Raw genomic sequence first — 18,753 nt, 5'->3', positions numbered from 1 at the left:
TGTTTCGCACGTGTTACGCGGGGTCACGTGAGCTACGACGCCTCACGTTCCCAGCCGGCCGATGCGGCCGGGTCACGAAGCGGACCGCCTCATCGGGCGGCTACCGTTGACTTCATGAGCGGCAAGGAACCTCGGTGGACGCAGACGTGGCTGGGCGGGCTCCGCTCCGCCGGGGTCGATCTGGGATATCCGGGGGAGCGCCTCGGGCTGCCCGAGGAGGGCAGCGGGTCGATCGCCGGCTGGGGTCGCAGGATCGCCGCGCTCGTCATCGACTGGATGATCTGCACGTGGGTCGTCGTGCAGTTGTTGTTCCGGATGAACCCGGCGGAGTCGCCGTGGGCGCCGGTGCTCGCCTTCGCCGTGCAATATCTGATCCTGGTCGGGCTCATGGGGCAGACGTTCGGGCACCGCCTGGCGGGCATCAGGGTCGCCGCGATGGACGGCGGGAATCCGCGGATCCTGCCCGTGGTGGTGCGCACCGTGCTGCTCGCCCTGGCCCTGCCGGCCCTGATCTGGGACCGCGACCACCGCGGGGTGCACGACCGCGTGTCCAACACGATGGTCGTCCGCATGTAAGCGAGAAAAAACCATACCGGGTTCGAAAATGAACTCGGTATGGTTTACGCTGTCCGCATGATGATGGCGGGGCTCAGGGAGCGGAAGAAGGAGCAGACGCGCCGGCGCATCTCCCAGGTGGCGCTGCGGCTGTTCGACGAGCGCGGTTACGACCAGGTGACCGTCAACGAGATCGCCGAGGCGGCCGGCGTCGCCAAGGTGACGCTGTTCAGCTATTTCCCCACCAAGGAGTGCCTGGTCACCGACGGCGTGCAGGACGACATGGCCGCCGTCGTGACCGGCCGCCCCCAGGGGTGCTCGCCGATCGGGGCCCTGCGCGCGCACTACCGGGCGACGGCCGTGCCGGTCGCGAAAGACCTGGACGTCGAGACGCTGATCACCAGGATCCGCGTGATCTCGTCCAGCCCCGCCCTGCTGGCCGCGGTGCACGGAGTCCAGATGGGCCAGCGCCACGAGCTGGCCGCGGTCCTCGCCGGCGACGGAGAGCCGGATCTGACGGCGCACCTGATGGCCGCGCAGATCACCGCCGCCATCACCACCCTCCAGGAGGTCTTCTTCCAGCGGCTCGCCGCGGGCGCGCCGCTGGAGGAGGCGGCCAGGCGGCTGGCCGCAGACGTCGAGGTGGCCTTCGACCTCCTGGAGCACGGGCTGACGCACACGGACGAGGAGAAACATGAAAAAGGGCATCAACTATGACACCGGGTTCCTCCCGGGTGACGACCTGAGCCGCAAGTCGTTCGACCTCGAAGACGTCGAGCGCGACATGCGCGCCATCGCCCGCGACCTGCGCTGCGACTCCGTCCGCATCTCCGGCCGCGACCCCGGGCGCATCGCCGCCGCCGCCGAACACGCGGTGGCGGCCGGCCTGGAGGTCTGGTTCGCCCCCTTCCCCGTGGACCTGGCGGAGGACGAGATGCTGGCGCTCTTCGCCGAGTCGGCCGGGCGAGCCGAGGCCCTCCGCCGGGCGGGCGGCGACGTGGTGCTGGTCACCGGCTGCGAGATCACTGCCTTCGGCCACGGCTTCATGGAGGGCGCGACCTACCGCGACCGGCTCAACACGATGATGGCCGGCGACGTGACGTGGTGGACGACGCTCATGCAGGTCATGCCGCGCTTCAACACCTACCTGGCGACGGTGGCCGAGCGCGTGCGGCCGCTGTTCGGCGGCCGGCTGAGCTACGCCGCCGGGCCGTGGGAGCCGGTCGACTGGACGCCGTTCGACGTGGCGGGCGTGGACGCCTACCGCGCTGCGTACAACGCGCACGACTTCACCGGCGAGCTGCGCGCACATTTCAAGCAGGGCAGGCCGGTCGCGGTCACTGAGTTCGGCACCTGCCCCTACAGGGGGGCGGGCGAGCGCGGCGGCTCGGCGTGGGTGGTGCCGGAAGGCGCGGTGCGCGACGAGGGGGAGCAGATCCGCTACTACACCGAACTGATGGACATCTTCGAGCAGGAAGGCGTCGACACCGCCCTGTGGTTCACCTTCGCCGCCTACAACAGGACCGGCGAGGACGACCTCGGCTCCTACGGCGTGGTCAGGATGCTCGACGAGAAGAGGTGGGAGCCCAGGGAGGTCTTCCACGCCATGGCCGCTAGGAACGCGAGCAGCTGAAGATGGCCGTGCCCGGGAGGTGACGGCCGCGCAGCGGGCTCCAGCCACCCCACACCCGCTCGTGCCCCTCGGGCCATTCGGGCTCCAGCAGCCCGGTGACGGTCAACCCCGACATCACCAGCAGATTCACCCAGTCACCCATCGTGCGGTGGTGCTCGACGTACGTCACGGTGCCGTGCTCGTCGCGCTCCACGTAGGGGGACCGGTCGAAATAGGGCCGGTCGGACGTCAGGCCGCGTGGCCCCGGATCGTCGGGGAACGCCCACCTGACGGGATGGCTCACCGAGAACACGAACCGGCCACCCGGCCTGAGCACCCTGCGCACCTCGCGAAACACGGCGAGGGGATCGGCCACGAACGGCAGCGCTCCGTACGCCGAGCAGGCCAGGTCGAAGGACGCCCCGGCGAAGGGCAGCGACTCGGCGTCGGCCTGCAGCACCGGAACGCGCAGGCCGGTGTCGAGGTCGATGCGCCTCGCGTGGAGCAGCTGGCGGTGGGAGATGTCGAACGCGGCGACCTCGGCCCCCTGCGACACCAGCCACCTGGCGCACTGCGCCGCACCGCAGCCGATCTCGAGCACGCGCCGGCCGCGCACCTCCCCGAGGAGGTGCGCGGCGGCCTCGTCCACGCCTTCCGGACACCACACGAACCCGCTGTCACGCAGGAAGCCGCCGTGCTCGACCTGGTAGTCGTCGGCGTTGCCGTCCCACCAGCCGCGATTGGCCCGCGACGAGACCGACGGCACTAGCGCATCTTCGGGCCGCGCGGCATGCGGGCGCCCTTGGGCATCGGCCCCTTGGGCATCGGCATGTTCTTCGGCAACGACCGCAGGCGGTCCTTGACCTCGTTGACCGAGGGCTTCTTCAGGTTGCGCGGCAGCTTCATGATGTGGCGCTGCAGCTTGCTGATCGGCACCTGCCCTTCGCCGTCACCACACTGGATGTCGTAGATCTCGACGCCCAGCACCACCCGCGCGACCCGCTTCTTCTCGGCCGCCAGCATCTTCGCCACCCGGTTGCCCGGCCCTTCGGACACCAGCACGACGCCCGGATAGCCGACCACGAGATGGATCAGGTCCTGGTCGCGGTTGACCGCGATGGCCGGGGTGACCTGCCAGTTGCCCCGCATGCCCTGCAGCACCGCCGCCGCGGCGCCCGTCTGGCCGTGCAGGATCGAGTATTGGGCCTTCTGCGCCAGCTGCCCGAACACCACCAGGCCGACGGTGAACGCGGCCAGCACGCCGATGAACACCGAATACCACAGGTAGTCCGTGACCAGACCGATCACGACGACCACGGCCAGCGTGCCCACCGCCGAGAGGAAGACGATCGGCATCCCCTTGGGATTGGCCTGCTTGATGATCTTCGCGATCATGCGGAGCTGCTTGATGCGCCCCGGCTTCTCTGGGTCCTCGGACTTCGCCATGCTCAGAAGGATACAAACCAACTGGTGCGGGATGGAAAACGCGGCCCGGCCGTTGTCCCTTCCAAGCTGGATCGTGACCTACGCCCACCGCACGCCCACCGCACGCGCGCCGCACGCCGGGCGCGCGTCCTCACGCGGCGACGAAGAACTCCAGCAGCTCGGGCACCAGGGCCTCCGGCGCCACGTTGTGCGCCTGCCCCTCCAGCACGCGGTGCACCGCCCCCGGTACCGCCGCCGCCACCTCCTGCCCCGCCCGAGCCATCCAGGCGGGACTGGCCTCGCCGTTGAGCACGAGCGTCGGCTGGGTGAGTGCCGCCAGACCGGCGGGCAGCCGGTTGCCCGGCCCCATCACGGCCGCCTCGTAGGCGAGGGTGTGCGCGACCGCCTCCATCGGCGCCCAGGACGGCAGCGCGCGCATCGCGGCGACGGCCTCGGGCGGCGCCTCGGCGGCCTCCACCATGAACCGCTCGACCGCCTCGCCCCGCCTGCCCGCGCGTACCAGAGCGTCGAGCTGCGCCGCGAAGTCGTCCGGCAGCGGGGGCGCACTGTCGTCCACATGGTACGGCGGCTCCCACAGGGCCAGTTTCGAGATCTCCGGGTTCACGGCCGCCGCCTCGATCGCCAGCGCGGCCCCCGACGAGCCGCCGAACACCATGGCCGTGCCGCCCGCCGAGCCGATGACGGCGGCCAGATCCTCCACCTCCCGCTCGACGGCGTACGGCGCGGTGTCGCCGCTGTCGCCGCGGCCCCTGCGGTCGTAGTTGACGACCGTGAACCACGGGGCCAGGGCGGCCGCCACGCTCGCCAGCGTGGCGTGCCCCCTGTCGGTGAAGGCTCCGTTGACCAGGACGAGGACGGGTCCCGAGCCGTACCGGTCGAAGGCGATGGCGGTGCCGTCCGCCGAGGTCGCCTCGCCGCTCAGCCGGCGGGCTGGATCAGGCACAACGCCTCCCAGTGGTGGCCGTCGAGGTCGGCGAAGCCGCGCTGGTAGCGGAAACCGTCGTTCGGCTGCACGCCCGCGGGCGTGGCGCCGAGCGCCAGCGCCTTGTCCACCAGCTCGTCCACCTGCGCCGGGCTCTCCACGCCGAGCACCAGGATCGATTCGGTGGCCTTGGCGGCGTCGCCGACGTCCTTGGTGATGTACTGGGCGAACACCGGTTCGGTGAGCAGCATGACCTGCGTCTCCTCACTGATGATCACCGACGCCATGTCGGGGGACGCGCCGAACAGCTGGAAGCCGAGATCGGTGAAGAACTCCTTCGACCGCTCCAGGTCCTTGACCGGGAGGTTCACGAAAAGCTGCATGTCCGAGACCTTTCATCGTCGGAGAGGAACACCCTCGAGTCTGCCGACCGGTGGCTCCCGGGTCTTGGATCTGCATGCCAGGCGACTTGACGATCAGCGCACTGCGCTCAGAGCAGGCCGGCGCGGCGGTACTCCGCGGGCGGCATCCCGTACGCGCGCCGGAACAACCTGCTGAAATGCGCCGAGTCGGGCAAGCCCCACCTGGCTCCGACGCTGCTCACGGACAGGTCGCGCATCGCGGCGTCGGCCAGGTCGGCGCGGCAGCGCTCCAGCCGGCGCTGGCGGATGTAGGCGGCCACCGTCGTGTGCTCCTGCTCGAACAACCGGTGCAGATAGCGCACGGAGATGTGGTGGGCGGCGGCGACGGTGGCCGGGTCGAGGTCGACCTGGCCGAGGCGCTCCTCGATGAAGGCGCGGACGCGCAGCAGCAGCGTGCGCCTGCGCGTGTCGGGTGCCAGGGCCTGGGCCTGCTCCATCCGCTCGGCGACGGCCGTGCCGATCAGGTCGAGCACCACGGTCGCCAGCCTGGCGGCGCTGGCCGGCTGGTAGCTCTCGAGGTCGAACGCCACCCTGCGCAGCAGCGGGGCGGCGAGCGCGGCGGCGCCCGTCTCCGCCGTGATGGGCAGCGCCGTCAGCTCGGACATGGCGCCCGGGGGCAGGGCGAGCAGGTCGTGCGGCAGGCTGAACACCGCGAGCTGCACCGCCCCGTCATAGGCCAGCTCGTACGGGCGGGTGAAGTCGTAGATGGCGAACTCGTCGCGGCGGAGCTGGGTGGCCCGGCCGTCCTGGGAGATCCGCGGGCTGCCTGACACGGCCAGCACGACCCGGTAGACGTCGGGGTTGTCGCGGCGGATCAGGCCGGGGGTGCGGTGAACGCTGTGCGGGGTGGAGGTGCGGACCCTGCCGACCCCCACGGAGCCGAGCTGGCCGAGCTCCATCTCGCCCCGCAGCGGGGCGTCGGGGTCGATGCGCAGGTCGAGCGGGCCGAGCGTGTCACACACGAGAGCCCGCCAGGCCTCGTGGCGGCTCTTGGCGGGTAAGTCGCTGGTCCTGATCAGCACGGCCATCACAGCCGCCTGAAGGGACCGTCGCCTTCGGGCGATGGGGGCATCGGGAGAGGGAGGGCCGCCAAGGCGCGAGCGTGCATGGGCAGAACCTCAGACATTGTCGCCACCTCCGGATAGGACTGAGCTTGTGCTTTCGGGCATCGGTCAGGGCTTGGCCGTCGTCTCCGGCGCAAGCGGGGCGACAAGCCGCTCCTTCGGGGAGCGGAGGAGTCACGCCCGTCATCCTCCCGTCGGGCAGCCCAGGTCATGCTAACGCCGACGAACACGGCAGAGCGGGCACGGCAGAGCGGGCACGGCAGAGCGGGCACGGCAGAGCGGGCACGGCAGAGCGGGCACGGCAGAGCGGGCACGGCAGAGCGGGCACGGCAGAGCGGGCACGGCAGAGCGGGCACAGACGTGGCAGGGCCCCGGGCGGTGCGCGCCCGGGGCCCTGCCGGCCGCTCAAGCGGTCTGGCGCGCCTGGATGGCCTGCTTGTAGAGCCTGCCCGCCCGGTAGGACGAGCGGACCAGCGGCCCGGACAGCACTCCGGCGAACCCGATGGCCTCGGCCTCGGCCTGCAGCTCGACGAACTCCTCCGGCTTGACCCACCGCTCCACCGGGTGGTGGCGCGGCGTCGGCCGGAGATATTGGGTGATCGTCAGCAGGTCGGTGCCGGCGGCGTGGAGGTCGCGCATGGCCTCGGTGATCTCCTCGCGCGTCTCGCCCATGCCCAGGATCAGGTTGGACTTGGTCACCAGCCCGGCCTCGCGAGCCGTCGTGATCACCTGGAGCGAACGGTCGTAGCGGAAGGCCGGGCGGATGCGCTTGAAGATCCGCGGCACCGTCTCGACGTTGTGCGCGAACACCTCGGGCCAGCTGGAGAAGACCTCCTCCAGCTGGTCGCGGTCGCCGTTGAAGTCGGGCACCAGCAATTCGACACCGCAGCCGGGCAGCAGCGCGTGGATCTGGCGCGCGGTCTCGGCGTAGAGCCAGGCGCCGCCGTCGGGCAGGTCGTCGCGGGCCACCCCGGTGACGGTGGCGTAGCGCAGGCCCATCTGCTGGACGGACTCGGCCACCCTGCGGGGCTCGTCGCGGTCGTATTCCTTGGGTTTGCCCGTGTCGATCTGGCAGAAGTCGCAGCGGCGCGTGCACTGGTCGCCGCCGATGAGGAAGGTGGCCTCGCGGTCTTCCCAGCACTCGTAGATATTGGGACAGCCCGCCTCTTCACAGACCGTGTGCAGACCCTCCCGGCGCACCAGCGACTTGAGCTCGGTGTATTCGGGACCCGTCTTCAGCTTGGTCTTGATCCACGGTGGCTTGCGCTCGATAGGGGTTTCGGCGTTGCGCACCTCCAGGCGGAGGAGCTTTCGGCCTTCAGGAGCAACGGTCACGTTCTCAGCTTACGTCTCCCGCGAACCGCGCCGTCCGAGGGGGCGTACGCGCTCACGTGACCAGGCCGAACCCGCCGATCGCCCGGGTGTAGTGAAGGAGCAGTTCCTCGTCGATCCGCTCGGATTCGTGCGCGCCGAGCGCTTCGGAGCGCGGGACGGAGGTGAGCACGCCGTCGTCGGTGAGCCGGAACCTGGCCAGCGCGTTCTGCCTGATCGACGTGACGCTCTCGCCGCGCAGCGCCGCCGCCTGCATCGGCGCCAGATAGCCCCCCTTGGCCGCCAGCGCCTCCAGTGCCGCGATCTCCCCGGCGGAGGCGGCCCGCAGCGTCAGCGCCCGCCGCCGGGCCTGGACACGGTGCTCGCCGGCGCGCGCCAGCCTGGTCAGCGTGTACTCCAGCAGCAGCAGCGGCACGCCCAGCACCCGGCCGAGCAGGCGGCCGAAGAAGCCCGCCACCTCGTACGTGGTCCCCGGATGGTCCAGAACGCCCAGCGAGGAGGCGGCGATCGTCGTCTGCGCCTCCTCCCTGACCCGGAGCGGCTCGGCGCCCAGCAGCGCGTCATGCCACGCCGCCAGGGTGTCCAGGGCGCCGTTCACCACCAGCTCACCGCCGGTCGGGGCCTGCGCGTACGCCGCGGCCAGCAGGGCGGCCCGCTGCCTCGGCGGCAGCGCCAGCCACAACGGCAGGCCGACCAGCAGGATGGGGGTGCGCAGGAGGCCGGCGCGGACGTACCGGGTGTCCGTGGCCAGGTCCATGACCGCCACCTTCGCGGGGCGCTTGACGCCCACCCGGTCGGCCACCCGCTCCGCGGCGGCGTACAGCTGAGGAGCCGCGGCCCGGTCGAGCACCTCGGCGTCGGCGGGCAGGCCACCGCCCAGGCGTGGCCGCAGCGCCCACCCGATGGCCACGCTCGCGCCGCCGAACAACCACGCGATCAGGGAGTCCGGTCGGCTGAGAATGATCCACCCGCCCAGGGCGACGAACGCCAGCGTCAGCAGATGCACCACGAGCGCGAGGAGAAAAGCCAGGATGGACGTCACACGCGCGAGCCTAAGCCGGAATACGCCCATATTTCTGGCACGGTCAGGTGCCGATACGGTTACCGGCGGAGGAGATCCTCCTCGTGCAGGTCGTACGGCTCCATGCCGAGTGCTTCGGCCAGCCGCTTCTCCGCGATCGGCAAGACCTCCTCGACCACGATGCGGCGTCCCGTCTCCGCCGACAGCGAGGAGACGCCCACGCCGGGGATGCCGCACGGCGTGATGCGGTTGAACCAGCGCGGGTCGTTGGCGCAGTTGAGGGCGAAACCGTGCATGGTGACGCCGCGCGTGACGCGCAACCCGACCGCGCCGAGCTGGCGGTCGGGCAGCCCGAGGCTGGGCTCGCCGGCGGCCCAGACGCCGCCGCGTCCCCGCACGCGCCTGGCCGTGACGCCGAAGTCGGCGCAGATCTGGATCATCACGTCTTCGAGGCGGCAGGCGTAGGCGACCACGTCGGTGATCGCGACGATGGGGTAGGCGACGAGCTGCCCGGGGCCGTGCCAGGTGAGCCGGCCGCCCCGGTCGACGTCGATGACCGGGGTGCCGTCGGCGGGTCGCTCATGCGGGGCGGTGCGCTTGCCCGCGGTGTAGACCGGCGCGTGCTCCAGGAACAGGACGGTGTCGGTCAGCTCGCCGGCGACCCGCTTGTCGTGCACCCAGCGCTGCAGCGACCAGGCCTGCTCGTAGGGGACGTCGACACCTAGGCGGACGATGGCGAGTGCGTGGGGATCGTCCCCGTGGATGGGGCGCATGAGCCTATTGTGCCGTTCCCTTACCTTCGAAGGGTAATCAGGGGGTCAGCAACCGTGGCTCGATCCTGACCTCCTTGACCCCGCCGGCGCCGTCGTGCTCGACCTTGTACGCGTAGCCGCCCGGCTCGACGGTCACGGCCTGGATGAACTCGGTGCCCACGTAGTGCAGCCCGACGCCCTCGTCGGCGGCGTATCCGCCGGGCAGCTCGCCGTCGGCCACCGACCTCTGCAACAGCTCGCGGCGCTGGGGGTCGGAGTCGTAGTGGACGCCGCACGAGTAGGGCAGCAGGGCCATGCCCTCGGCCCACACCTGCAGCTCCGGGCCGAAGGAGTCGGTGTTGCCCCCGACATGCCAGCACAACGCGCCCGCGCTCTGCCCGGACAGCACCACGCCCGCCCGCCACGCCTCGTCGAACGCCTCGTCCAGGCCGTGCAGCCGCCACAACGCCATCAGGTTGGCGACGCTGCCGCCGCTGACGTAGATCATGTCCTGTTCGAGCATCCAGGCCCGGGGATCGGGCACGTTGGGCATCGGGAACACCGTCAGATGGCTCAGCTCGACGTCCCACCCGGCGAAGGCGCCGTACATCTTCAGCAGCCAGTCGCTCGAGTCGCCGAGCGCCGTGGCGACCAGGCCGAGCTTCGGGCGGTCCTGTCCGGTCAGGTCGATGCCGTAGCGCAGCAGCGGGCTCGCCTCGATGACGTTGTGGCGGTTGCTCGGGCGGAACGATCCACCGCCGATGGCGAGGATGTGCGACTGTCCTGACCGGCTCATGTCAAGATTCTCCCGACGTGCTGAAAGTAGTGGAACGGCATCCTAGAGTACGGTGCTGAGCGCCTCGTCGAGACGGGTATGCGCGAAGCGGTAGTCAGAGGCGGACAACTTCGCCGGCAGGATCCGGTGGCCGGGGAGCAGCGCCTCGCGGACGAACTCGCCGAGACCCGCGGACAGCGCGAACGCCGGCACGGGGAGCGGCATCGTGCTTCTGCGCAGGGCTTTTCCGAGCGCCCTCGTGAACTCGGCGTTGGTGACGGGGGAGGGCGACGTGAAGTTCACCGGCCCGTCTACGTCCTGATTTTTCAGGACATGGAGCGCGGCCCCCACCCAGTCGTCCACGCTGATCCACGACCAGTACTGCTTCCCCGACCCGAGCGGCGCCCCCAGACCCAACCTGAAGATCGGCAACATCCTGGCCAGCGCCCCGCCCCGGCGGCTCAGCACCAGCCCCGTACGCGCGAACGCGGTCCTGATCCCCGCCTCCCGGGCCCGCTCCGCCTCGCCCTCCCAGGCCGCGCACAGGTCCGCCAGGAAACCCTCGCCCCGGCCCTGGCTCTCGTCGATCACCCGATCTCCTGTGTCGCCGTAGAAATCGACTCCGGACGCCGACAGGAGCACCCTGGGCGGAGCCTCCAGCTCCCGCAGGGCGTCGACGAGCACCCGGGTGCCCTCCACCCGGCTGGTGACCAGTTCCCGTTTGTACGCCTCGCTCCACCGCCGGTCGGCGATCGGCGCCCCGGCGAGATGGACCACGCCGTCGGCGCCTTCGAGCGCGGCCAGGTCGATCACCCGCTCCCGCGGTTGCCAGAAGGCCTCACCGGCTCCGCTGGGCTCCCGGCGTACCAGCCTGACGACCTCCCGGCCCTCGGCCCGCAGCGCCTCGACCAGCGCCGAGCCGAGCAGCCCCGACGCCCCCGTCACGATGATCGCCATCATCCCAATGTACGCCGCCGCCTTCCCGGCGGCGTGCCGCCACTCGCACGTGTCGCCCCGGCCCGGCGCGGGAGGCGGCGGCACGCCGAGCGTTGTCGCGGGCCCCGCTCGCGACGTCGTGCCCCGCCAGGAGCCGTGCGCGTCGCGGCCGGTGGGTCGCCCTCTCGCGTCCGAGGCCCGTTCGAACGCCTGTGCCGGTCTGCGGCCTTTCACGCGAGGGCAGCGTCACATGCGAACGCCGGGCGGCCCGTGAGGACCGCCCGGCGTCACGACGTCCCGCGGCTACGCGAGCCCGAGCTGGGCCTCGAAGCGGCCCTCCTCGAGACGGCGCTTGACCGTCGTCAGGAAACGCGCCGCGTCGGCGCCGTCCACCAGCCGGTGGTCGTAGGTCAGCGCGAGGTAGACCATCGATCGCACGGAGATGGCCTCGCCCTCAGGCGTGTCGATCACCACGGGCCGCTTCACGACGGCGCCGGTGCCGAGCATGCCCACCTGCGGCTGGTTGAGGATCGGCGTGTCGAACAGGGCGCCCCGGCTGCCGGTGTTGGTCAGCGTGAACGTGCCGCCGGTGATCTCGTCAGGGGTCACCTTGTTCGCGCGCGTGCGCTCGGCCAGGTCGGCCGTCTTGCGGGCGAGCCCGGCGAGGTTGAGGTCGCCGGCGTTCTTGATGACCGCCGCGATCAGGCCGCGCTCGGTGTCGACCGCGATGCCCAGGTGCTCGACGTCGAAGTAGGTGACCTCCATGGTCTCGTTGTTGATCGTCGCGTTGAGCTTCGGGTGCTGCTTGAGCGCCTCGATGGCGGCCATCTCGAAGAACGGCATGAACGACAGCTTGACGCCCTCGCGGCGGAAGAAGTCGGCCTTCGCCTGCTCGCGCAGCCGAGCGATCTTGGTGACGTCGACCTCGATCACGGTGGTGAGCTGCGCCGCCGTCTGCAGCGACTCGACCAGCCGCTTGGACATCGTCTGGCGCAGGCGCGACATCTTCTCGGTGCGGCCGCGCAGCGTCGTGTCGACCTCCACCGGCTCGGGCGCCGCGGCGGCGGCCGGAGCCTGGGCCGCGGGGGCGGGAGCGGCGGCGGGCTGGGCGGCGGCGGGCGCCTGTGTGGCCTGGGCGGCCTGCTCGCGCTGCGTCTTGGCCGCCTCGAGCACGTCCTGCTTGCGGATGCGGCCACCGACGCCGGTGCCCGTGATCGAGTCGAGGTCGACCCCGTGCTCGTTCGCGAGCTTGCGCACCAGCGGCGTCACGTAAGGGCTGTCGCCCGACGGGATCGGGGTGGGCTCGGCGGCCGGCGCCTGCCGCTCCGGCGCGGGCGCCTGCGGGGCGGGCTGCGGAGCCGGGGCGGGCTGCGCCGGAGCCGGCTGCGGGATCGAGGAGGCGGGAGGAGCCGGCGCGGGCTCGGGCTCGGGCTCGGGCTGCGCGGCCGGCTGCGGGGCCGGCTCGGCGGCCGGAGCCGCCTCGGGAGCCGACGCGGTGGCGCCCGCCTGGCCGTTCTCGTCGATGACGGCGAGCTCGGCCCCGACCTCGACGGTCTCGTCCTCGGCGACCACGATCTTGGTGAGGACGCCCGCGGACGGCGACGGGATCTCTGTGTCGACCTTGTCGGTCGACACTTCGAGGAGCGGCTCGTCAGCCTCGACGCGCTCGCCCTCCTTCTTCAGCCAACGGGTTACGGTGCCCTCGGTCACGCTCTCGCCGAGCTGGGGCATCTGTACGGAGACCGGCATCGTTATTCTTCTCTCGCGTTCTGATCTCGAGGGCTGGACTAGTTGTGTACGTGCAATGGCTTGCCGGCCAGGGCCAGCATCGCCTCACCGACTGCCTCGGACTGCGTCGGATGTGCGTGGATGAGCTGGGCGACCTCTGCGGGCAGCGCCTCCCAGTTGTAGATCAGCTGGCCCTCCGTGACGAGCTCGCCGATGCGCCTGCCCACCATGTGGACACCGACGACGGGGCCGTCCTTCTGGGCGATGACCTTCACGGCGCCCGAGGTGCCGAGGATCTGGCTCTTGGGGTTGCCCGCCAGGTCGTAGACCTGCTCGACGATCTCGATGCCGCGCTCGGCCGCCTGCGCCGAGGTGATCCCGACGGAGGCCACCTCCGGATCGGAGTAGGTGATGCGCGGCACGCCCGCGTAGTCGATGGGCGGCGGGTTGAGGCCGGCGATGTGCTCAGCCACCATGATCCCCTCCGCGAAGCCGGCGTGCGCGAGCTGCAGCGTCGGGATGAGGTCGCCGATGGCGTAGACGCCCGGCACGGACGTCTGGCAGTGCTCGTCGACCACGACGGCGCCGCGCTCGACGGTGACGCCCTGCTCCTCGAAGCCCATGCCCGAGGAGACGGCGCCGCGGCCGACCGCGACGAGCAGGAGCTCGGCGTCGAGGGTCTTGCCGTTGGCGAGCGTGACGACCACACCGGTTTCCGTGGTCTTGGCGCCGTCGAAGAAGACGCCCAGCTCGTATTTGATGCCGCGGCGGCGGAAGGCCCGCTCCAGCAGCTTGGAGCTGGACTCCTCCTCCGTGGGGAGCAGGTGCGGTAGCGCCTCGACGATCGTGACCTCGGCTCCGAACGAGCGGTAGACGCTGGCCAGCTCGACGCCGATCACGCCACCGCCCAGCACGATCACCGAGCTGGGGACGTGGTCCATCGTGAGCGTGTGCTCACTGGTGATGACGCGCTCGCCGTCGATCTCCAGGCCGGGCAGCGTCTTGGGGGCGGAGCCGGTGGCCAGGACGACGTTGCGGCCTTCGTAGGCCTCGGAGCCCACCTGGACCCGGCCGGGCCCCGCGAGGCGGCCCTCGCCCTCGACGATCGTCACGCCGGCACCCTTCAGCAGGCCCTGCACGCCCTTCCACGCCCGCGTGACGATCTTGTCCTTGAACGCGTGGACGCCCTGGACGTCGATGCCGTCGAAGCGCGCCTTGACGCCGAAGGACTTGCTCTCGCGGGTCTCGTCGGCGACCTCGGCGGAGTGCAGCAGGGCCTTCGTGGGGATGCATCCCCTGTGGAGGCAGGTGCCGCCGATCTTGTCCTTTTCGATCAGGACGACCGACTTGCCCAGCTCGGCCGCCCGGAGCGCGCAGGCGTAACCGCCGCTGCCGCCACCTAGGACGACGATGTCATAGGCCACAGGAAGGCTCCTTGTCGGGGTGTTGTGATGCCCTCATCTTTTCATTTGTTTCAGATGCTCGCGTGCCGCTCTGCCAGTCCGATGAGCGTGCGGGTGATCGCACCGGTGCCGCCCTTCGGGACGTAACCGTACGGCTCGCCCTTGTTGAACGCGGGCCCGGCCATGTCGATGTGGGCCCAGCGCACTCCTTCGGGCACGAACTCCTTCAGGAAGATGCCCGCCGTCAGCATGCTGCCCCACCGCTCGGGCTGCAGGTTGGCGAGGTCGGCGATCGGTGAGTCGAGACCCTTGCGCAGCTCTTCGGGCAGCGGCATGCCCCACGCGCCCTCGCCCGCGGCCGTGGCGGCCTCGAGGACGAGCTCCCTGACGGCGTCGTCGTTGGCCATGACGCCGGCGGTGCGCCAGCCCAGCGCCACGATCTGCGCGCCGGTGAGGGTGGCGACGTCGACGATCACGTCGGGGTTGTCCTCGGCGGCTCTGGCGATGCCGTCCATGAGCACGAGACGGCCCTCGGCGTCGGTGTCGAGCACCTCGACCGTCTTGCCGCTGTAGCTGTGGATGACGTCGGAGGGGCGCTGCGCGGTGCCGCTGGGCAGGTTTTCCGCCAGGCAGAGGTAGCCGATCGCGTTGACGGGCAGGCCGAGCCTGGCGATGCCGATCAGCGCGCCGAACACGGCGCCCGCGCCGCCCATGTCGGACTTCATCCAGTCCATCGAGGCCGACGGCTTGAGCGACAGGCCGCCGGAGTCGAACGTGATGCCCTTGCCCACGAACGCCAGCGTCTTGCTCGCCTCGGGGTGGGTGTAGGAGAGGCGGACCAGGCGCGGCGGGTTGGCCGAGCCCTGGCCGACGCCGATGAGGCCGCCGTAGCCGCCGTCCTTGAGCGCCTTCTCGTCGAGGACCTCGACGCTCAGCCCCGCCTTGCCGCCCGACTGCTCGGCGATCTCGGCGAACTTGGCCGGCCACAGGTCGGAGGGCGGGGTGTTGACCAGGTCGCGCACTAGCGCGACGGACTCGGCCAGCACGCTCGCGCGCTCGGCCACGCCCTCGGGCTGGCCGGAGACCACGGTGAGCTCGGAGACGGGCGGCTTCTGCTCGCCGTCGGTGCGGTAGCGGGCGAACGTGTACGCCCCCAGCAGCGCGCCCAGCGCGACGGCCTCGGCCTCGTCAGGGGTGTCCGCGGGCAGGACGAGCGCGGCGCGCGCGGTGCCGGCCAGTGAGCGCACGGCGGCGCCGGCGGCCCGGCGCAGACCGTCGGCGTCGGGGGAGTCGCCCAGGCCGACTGCGACCAGCAGCGGTGCGGCGGTGGCGCCGAACGTCGGCAGCTTGGCCAGCTCGCCGGCCTTGCCGGTGAAGGCGACGGCTGCGAGGGAGCCGGCGAGCTTGCCGCCGAAGGCCGTGTCGAGGGACTCGTCGCCCGTCACGGGCCGGGGGCCGTCGGGGCCGGACCTGAAGCCGACGATCAAGGCGTCGGTGTCGAAGGAGACGGGATCTGCTGAGTTCAGCCGCACAGTGGTCACGTAAACCGATGCTATCCACGGTTTCTTGGTACTCACAAACAGGGGTTCATCCTACCAATGGCGCGGTAGGCATTCATGCGACATGGTGCTAGTTTCATTGGCATCATGCTGCTGACCCTCGACCTGAACGACGCCAGGCCCCTGCACGAGCAGGTGGCCGGCGCCATCCGGCGCGCCATCGGCGAGGGCTCCTATCGCCCGGGGGACCGGCTGCCACCGGCCCGCGACCTGGCCCAGGCGCTCGGCATCAACCCCAACACCGTGCTGCGCGCGCTGCGCGACCTGCGGGACGAGGGCCTGCTGGAGTTCAGGAGAGGCAGGGGGGTCAGCGTCGCGGGCCGCGCGGACGGGCGCGCCCTGCTGGTGCAGCGGGCGCTTGAGCTATTGGAGGAGGCCAGGAAGCACGGCTACGGCCGTGACGACCTCATCGCCATCTTGGAGGAACTGCCATGAACCCCCGAGTCATCGCCGCGGCATGGGGCCTGCCGGTCACCGCCGCGTTCGTCCTGGTCCCCCTGGCGGTACGCGACCGGCTGCCCGATCCGATGGCCACGCACTGGGGGAACGAGGGGGTTGACGGTTCGATGCCGTTCACCGGGTTCGTCGCCGTGGAGCTGGTGCTGTGGGGAGTGCCCTGGGTGCTTCTGCTGGTTGGCAGCAGGTGGGCGCACGCGCACAGGGACGGCCGGATGTTCTGGTGGGGCACGCTGGGCTTCATGAGCGTGTTCGCGCCCGGCGCAAGCCTCAGCGTTCTGGCGGCGAACCTCGACGTACCCGTCTGGACGGCGGCGCAGCTGACGGCCTGGCACGTCATCGTCACCCTCGCGGGATCCGCCGCCGTGGCCGTCACCGCCGGCTACCTCGGCAGGGGCGAGCCCGACCAGGCGCCTTCCGCAGACGCGCGCCCGCCGCGGCTCTGGCTCAGGGAGGGAGAGCGCACGGTCTGGGTCAGCCGTGTCACCAACCCGTGGCTGGCCGCGGTAGCCGCCGCCGCGGGCGGAGGCGTGGGCGTGCTGGCCGTGCTGCGTCTCCTCGGGTCCGGGGCGGGCGCCGTCCTGGGCGTCACGCTGCCCGTGCTCGTCATCGTGCTCCTCCTGGGGCTGCTGTCCGCCTCGGTCGCCGTCAGGGTGAGCGGCGACGGGGTGGCGATCGGGTTCGGGCCGTTCGGCTGGCCGGTGCGCAGGATCCGGCTGCAGAAGATCGACGTGGCGCTGTCGGAGACCCGCCATCCGAGCCAGGTCGGCGGCTGGGGCTTCCGCGGGCTCCCCGGCAGCGCCACCATCATGTTGCGCGGCGGGGAGTGCCTGATCATCAGGTACCGTTCCGGCGGTCGACTCGCGATCAGCATCGACGACGCTTCACGCGGCGCATCCCTCATCAACGCCCTCATCGCGGAGCGAGTGGAGCAATGAACAGACCTCTCCCCATCTTCATCGTCCTCGCCTTCGGGTTGTCCTGGGCGGTCGCGCTGCCCCTGTGGCTCGGCGGGGGCCTCGGCTCGCCGCTGATGCCCCTGGTGGCCTCGGCCATGATGTTCACGCCCACCGTGGCGGTGCTCGGCGCGTGGGCCGTCACGCGCGCGCCCGCCCGGGAGTGGGCCCGCCGGACCGGGCTCACGTTCGGCGAGCGCCGGAAGCGCACCTGGCTGCTCGTGCTGGCCGCCTGGCTCGGGGTGCCCCTGCTGGCGTTCCTCGCGATGGGGCTCAGCGCCGCCGCCGGCCTGGTCGCGCTCGACCTCGACCGGCTCAGCCTGCTCAGGGCGGCCCTGCAGGCCCGCGGCATGGAGATCCCCGGCGAGCTCGGCACGGTCGCGGCACTGCAGATCGTGGTGGCGATCGTCGCCGGCCCGCTGCTCAACGCGATCCCCGCCCTGGGGGAGGAGTGGGGCTGGCGCGGATGGCTGCTGCCCCGCCTCACCTCCACGAACGGCATGCTCGCCGGCCTGCTGCTCTCCGGCGCGATCTGGGGCGTCTGGCACGCCCCGCTCACCTTGCTCGGCTACAACTACCCCAGCCTGAGCTCGTGGGCGGCCCTGTTCTTCATCGGTTTCTGCGTGCTGGCCGGAGTGCTGATCGGATGGTTGCGGCTGCGCACGGGCAGTGTGTGGCCCGCGGTCGTGGCCCACGGCTCGCTCAACGCGGTCATGCCGCCCATCCTGCTGCTCGGCGACGCCGCCGCGCCCCCCGACGAACTCCTGGTCGGGCTGACCGGCCTGGTCGGCTGGGTCGTGCTGGCACTGGCCGGCGCGGCGCTGCTCCGCTTCTTCCCGGTACGCCAGGAGCCGGCGGACCGGACGACCCCAGCCGCCGCCGAGCCCCGGACCTCGGCGAGCAGCGCACACCACGACTCAGCCGAGTAGCGCGCACACCACCAGCGCCGTGGCCGTGGCGGTCTCCACGAGCGCGCCGAGCACGTCGCCGGTGATCCCGCCGAGTCGCCGTCCGGCGTGCCGGAGCAGCAGCAGGGCGGCGCCGAGCCCGGCGAGCAGCCCGGCCGGCAGCACGACCGCGCCCGCCCAGCCCGGGCCGGGGCCGGCGGGCGGGCCGGCCGGCAGCACGCCCGCCCAGCCCGCGCCGAGCAGCGCGGCCACGGTGACGAGCCACGGCGCGAGCGGGCGTACCGTGCCCGCGACCATCGCGCCGAGCCCGCCGGGCCGGGCGGCGGGCACGCCCGCCCGGCAGGCCCACACCAGCGCCAGCCGTCCCGTCGCGCAGGCGGTCACGAAGGCGGCGTAGCCGGCGTCGGCGGCCGCGACCACCTGGATGAGCAGCGTGAACACCAGCGCCATCACCCCGAACGGCCCGAGGTCCGACTTTTTCATGACGTCGAGCGCCTGAGTGGCCGGCCGGCCGCTGCCCAGCCCGTCGGCGAGGTCGGCGAGCCCGTCCAGATGCAGCCCCCGGGTCAGTACGGCCAGCGACCCCGCCGCCAGCGCCGCGCCGAGCAGCGGCGGCCCGTGCAGCAGCGAGACCAGCGGCAACGGCAGCCCGGCGACGAGCCCGAGCACCAGCCCGACGGCCGGCGCCAGCACCATCGCCCGCCCCGCGACCTCCCGGTCCACCCGCTCCACGCGTACGGGGAAGACGGTCAGCGTGCCGGTCGAGAACCGCCAGCCGTCCGCGAACCGCCGAACCCTGACAAACCCGCTCACCGGACCGCCGTCCTCTCCTCGTGCCTGGGAGAGACCGTAGCGCCGGTACGCGTTCGTATTTCACATCGGTAACGGACGATCCCGGTGCCCACT

20 protein-coding genes are annotated in these 18,753 nt (G+C 71.6%); 6 read left to right on the top strand and 14 right to left on the bottom strand.

Annotated features, from left to right (window positions below):
• The first annotated feature begins 114 nt into the window (after positions 1–114).
• Genes ACTWPV_RS12660 through ACTWPV_RS12650 form a run of 3 tightly spaced genes read left to right on the top strand, consistent with a single transcriptional unit; the run spans position 115 to position 2,188 of the window.
• Positions 115–576 (top strand): RDD family protein, encoded by a 462-nt coding sequence (locus tag ACTWPV_RS12660; RefSeq protein WP_443151880.1) that lies wholly within the window; start codon positions 115–117, stop codon positions 574–576.
• Positions 577–615: 39 nt separating this feature from the next.
• Entirely contained in the window at positions 616–1,272 is a 657-nt protein-coding gene (locus tag ACTWPV_RS12655; RefSeq protein WP_443151879.1) for a TetR/AcrR family transcriptional regulator, read from the top strand.
• Positions 1,250–2,188, top strand: a complete 939-nt coding sequence (locus tag ACTWPV_RS12650; RefSeq protein WP_443151878.1) for a hypothetical protein — start codon at positions 1,250–1,252, stop codon at positions 2,186–2,188. The genes ACTWPV_RS12655 and ACTWPV_RS12650 overlap by 23 nt, the downstream gene beginning before the upstream one ends.
• Here the strand turns inward: ACTWPV_RS12650 and ACTWPV_RS12645 are convergent.
• From ACTWPV_RS12645 to ACTWPV_RS12585, 13 genes are all read right to left on the bottom strand, one after another.
• On the bottom strand, positions 2,169–2,933 hold the full coding sequence (locus ACTWPV_RS12645) for a class I SAM-dependent methyltransferase (RefSeq protein ID WP_443151877.1): 765 nt from the start codon (positions 2,931–2,933) through the stop codon (positions 2,169–2,171). The genes ACTWPV_RS12650 and ACTWPV_RS12645 overlap by 20 nt on opposite strands.
• Positions 2,933–3,613 (bottom strand): DUF4191 domain-containing protein, encoded by a 681-nt coding sequence (locus ACTWPV_RS12640; protein ID WP_132595668.1) that lies wholly within the window; start codon positions 3,611–3,613, stop codon positions 2,933–2,935. Before ACTWPV_RS12640 ends, ACTWPV_RS12645 begins: the two co-directional genes overlap by 1 nt.
• A 130-nt stretch (positions 3,614–3,743) precedes the next feature.
• The gene (locus ACTWPV_RS12635) at positions 3,744–4,556 is read right to left on the bottom strand and encodes an alpha/beta fold hydrolase (protein WP_443151876.1); all 813 of its coding nucleotides are present in this window, start codon (positions 4,554–4,556) and stop codon (positions 3,744–3,746) included.
• On the bottom strand, positions 4,532–4,918 hold the full coding sequence (locus ACTWPV_RS12630) for a VOC family protein (RefSeq protein ID WP_443151875.1): 387 nt from the start codon (positions 4,916–4,918) through the stop codon (positions 4,532–4,534). Before ACTWPV_RS12630 ends, ACTWPV_RS12635 begins: the two co-directional genes overlap by 25 nt.
• 107 nt (positions 4,919–5,025) lie before the next feature.
• Positions 5,026–5,985 carry an AraC-like ligand-binding domain-containing protein gene (locus ACTWPV_RS12625; RefSeq protein ID WP_347642579.1) on the bottom strand — a complete coding sequence of 320 codons (960 nt, stop codon included), beginning with the start codon at positions 5,983–5,985 and terminating at the stop codon, positions 5,026–5,028.
• Between the two features lie 441 nt (positions 5,986–6,426).
• On the bottom strand, positions 6,427–7,356 hold the full coding sequence (gene lipA, locus ACTWPV_RS12620) for a lipoyl synthase (protein WP_443151874.1): 930 nt from the start codon (positions 7,354–7,356) through the stop codon (positions 6,427–6,429).
• 52 nt (positions 7,357–7,408) lie between these two features.
• A complete protein-coding gene (locus tag ACTWPV_RS12615; RefSeq protein ID WP_443151873.1) occupies positions 7,409–8,395 on the bottom strand; it encodes a hypothetical protein in 987 nt (328 codons plus the stop codon).
• 59 nt (positions 8,396–8,454) lie between these two features.
• A complete protein-coding gene (gene lipB, locus ACTWPV_RS12610) occupies positions 8,455–9,147 on the bottom strand; it encodes a lipoyl(octanoyl) transferase LipB (protein ID WP_347642582.1) in 693 nt (230 codons plus the stop codon).
• Positions 9,148–9,184: 37 nt separating this feature from the next.
• A complete protein-coding gene (locus ACTWPV_RS12605; protein ID WP_347642583.1) occupies positions 9,185–9,922 on the bottom strand; it encodes a Type 1 glutamine amidotransferase-like domain-containing protein in 738 nt (245 codons plus the stop codon).
• Positions 9,923–9,964: 42 nt separating this feature from the next.
• Positions 9,965–11,071 (bottom strand): TIGR01777 family oxidoreductase, encoded by a 1,107-nt coding sequence (locus ACTWPV_RS12600; protein WP_443151872.1) that lies wholly within the window; start codon positions 11,069–11,071, stop codon positions 9,965–9,967.
• A 69-nt stretch (positions 11,072–11,140) separates the two neighbouring features.
• Positions 11,141–12,586, bottom strand: coding sequence for a 2-oxoglutarate dehydrogenase, E2 component, dihydrolipoamide succinyltransferase (gene sucB, locus ACTWPV_RS12595; RefSeq protein WP_443151871.1), 1,446 nt, complete (start codon positions 12,584–12,586; stop codon positions 11,141–11,143).
• Positions 12,587–12,624: 38 nt separating this feature from the next.
• Complete coding sequence (gene lpdA / locus ACTWPV_RS12590; protein WP_443151870.1) at positions 12,625–13,989, bottom strand: dihydrolipoyl dehydrogenase; 1,365 nt, start codon at positions 13,987–13,989, stop codon at positions 12,625–12,627.
• A gap of 50 nt (positions 13,990–14,039) precedes the next feature.
• Entirely contained in the window at positions 14,040–15,509 is a 1,470-nt protein-coding gene (locus tag ACTWPV_RS12585; RefSeq protein WP_443151869.1) for a leucyl aminopeptidase, read from the bottom strand.
• A 105-nt stretch (positions 15,510–15,614) separates the two neighbouring features.
• Here ACTWPV_RS12585 and ACTWPV_RS12580 point away from each other — a divergent pair, with 105 nt between their 5' ends.
• Genes ACTWPV_RS12580 through ACTWPV_RS12570 form a run of 3 tightly spaced genes read left to right on the top strand, consistent with a single transcriptional unit; the run spans position 15,615 to position 17,868 of the window.
• Positions 15,615–15,962 (top strand): GntR family transcriptional regulator, encoded by a 348-nt coding sequence (locus ACTWPV_RS12580; protein WP_347642588.1) that lies wholly within the window; start codon positions 15,615–15,617, stop codon positions 15,960–15,962.
• Positions 15,959–16,921 (top strand): hypothetical protein, encoded by a 963-nt coding sequence (locus ACTWPV_RS12575; RefSeq protein ID WP_443151868.1) that lies wholly within the window; start codon positions 15,959–15,961, stop codon positions 16,919–16,921. The genes ACTWPV_RS12580 and ACTWPV_RS12575 overlap by 4 nt, the downstream gene beginning before the upstream one ends.
• A complete protein-coding gene (locus tag ACTWPV_RS12570) occupies positions 16,918–17,868 on the top strand; it encodes a CPBP family intramembrane glutamic endopeptidase (protein WP_347642590.1) in 951 nt (316 codons plus the stop codon). The genes ACTWPV_RS12575 and ACTWPV_RS12570 overlap by 4 nt, the downstream gene beginning before the upstream one ends.
• Here ACTWPV_RS12570 and ACTWPV_RS12565 read toward each other — a convergent pair.
• Positions 17,857–18,660: an adenosylcobinamide-GDP ribazoletransferase gene (locus ACTWPV_RS12565; protein ID WP_443151867.1), complete on the bottom strand. Its 804-nt coding sequence runs from the start codon at positions 18,658–18,660 to the stop codon at positions 17,857–17,859. The genes ACTWPV_RS12570 and ACTWPV_RS12565 overlap by 12 nt on opposite strands.
• Positions 18,661–18,753 lie beyond the last annotated feature (93 nt).

Origin of the sequence: Nonomuraea sp. KM88, from assembly GCF_052245635.1 — a bacterium.
GTDB lineage: Bacteria > Actinomycetota > Actinomycetes > Streptosporangiales > Streptosporangiaceae > Nonomuraea.
The sequence above is the reverse complement of the archived record's forward strand: the minus strand, read 5'-3'. Positions and strand labels throughout refer to the sequence as shown.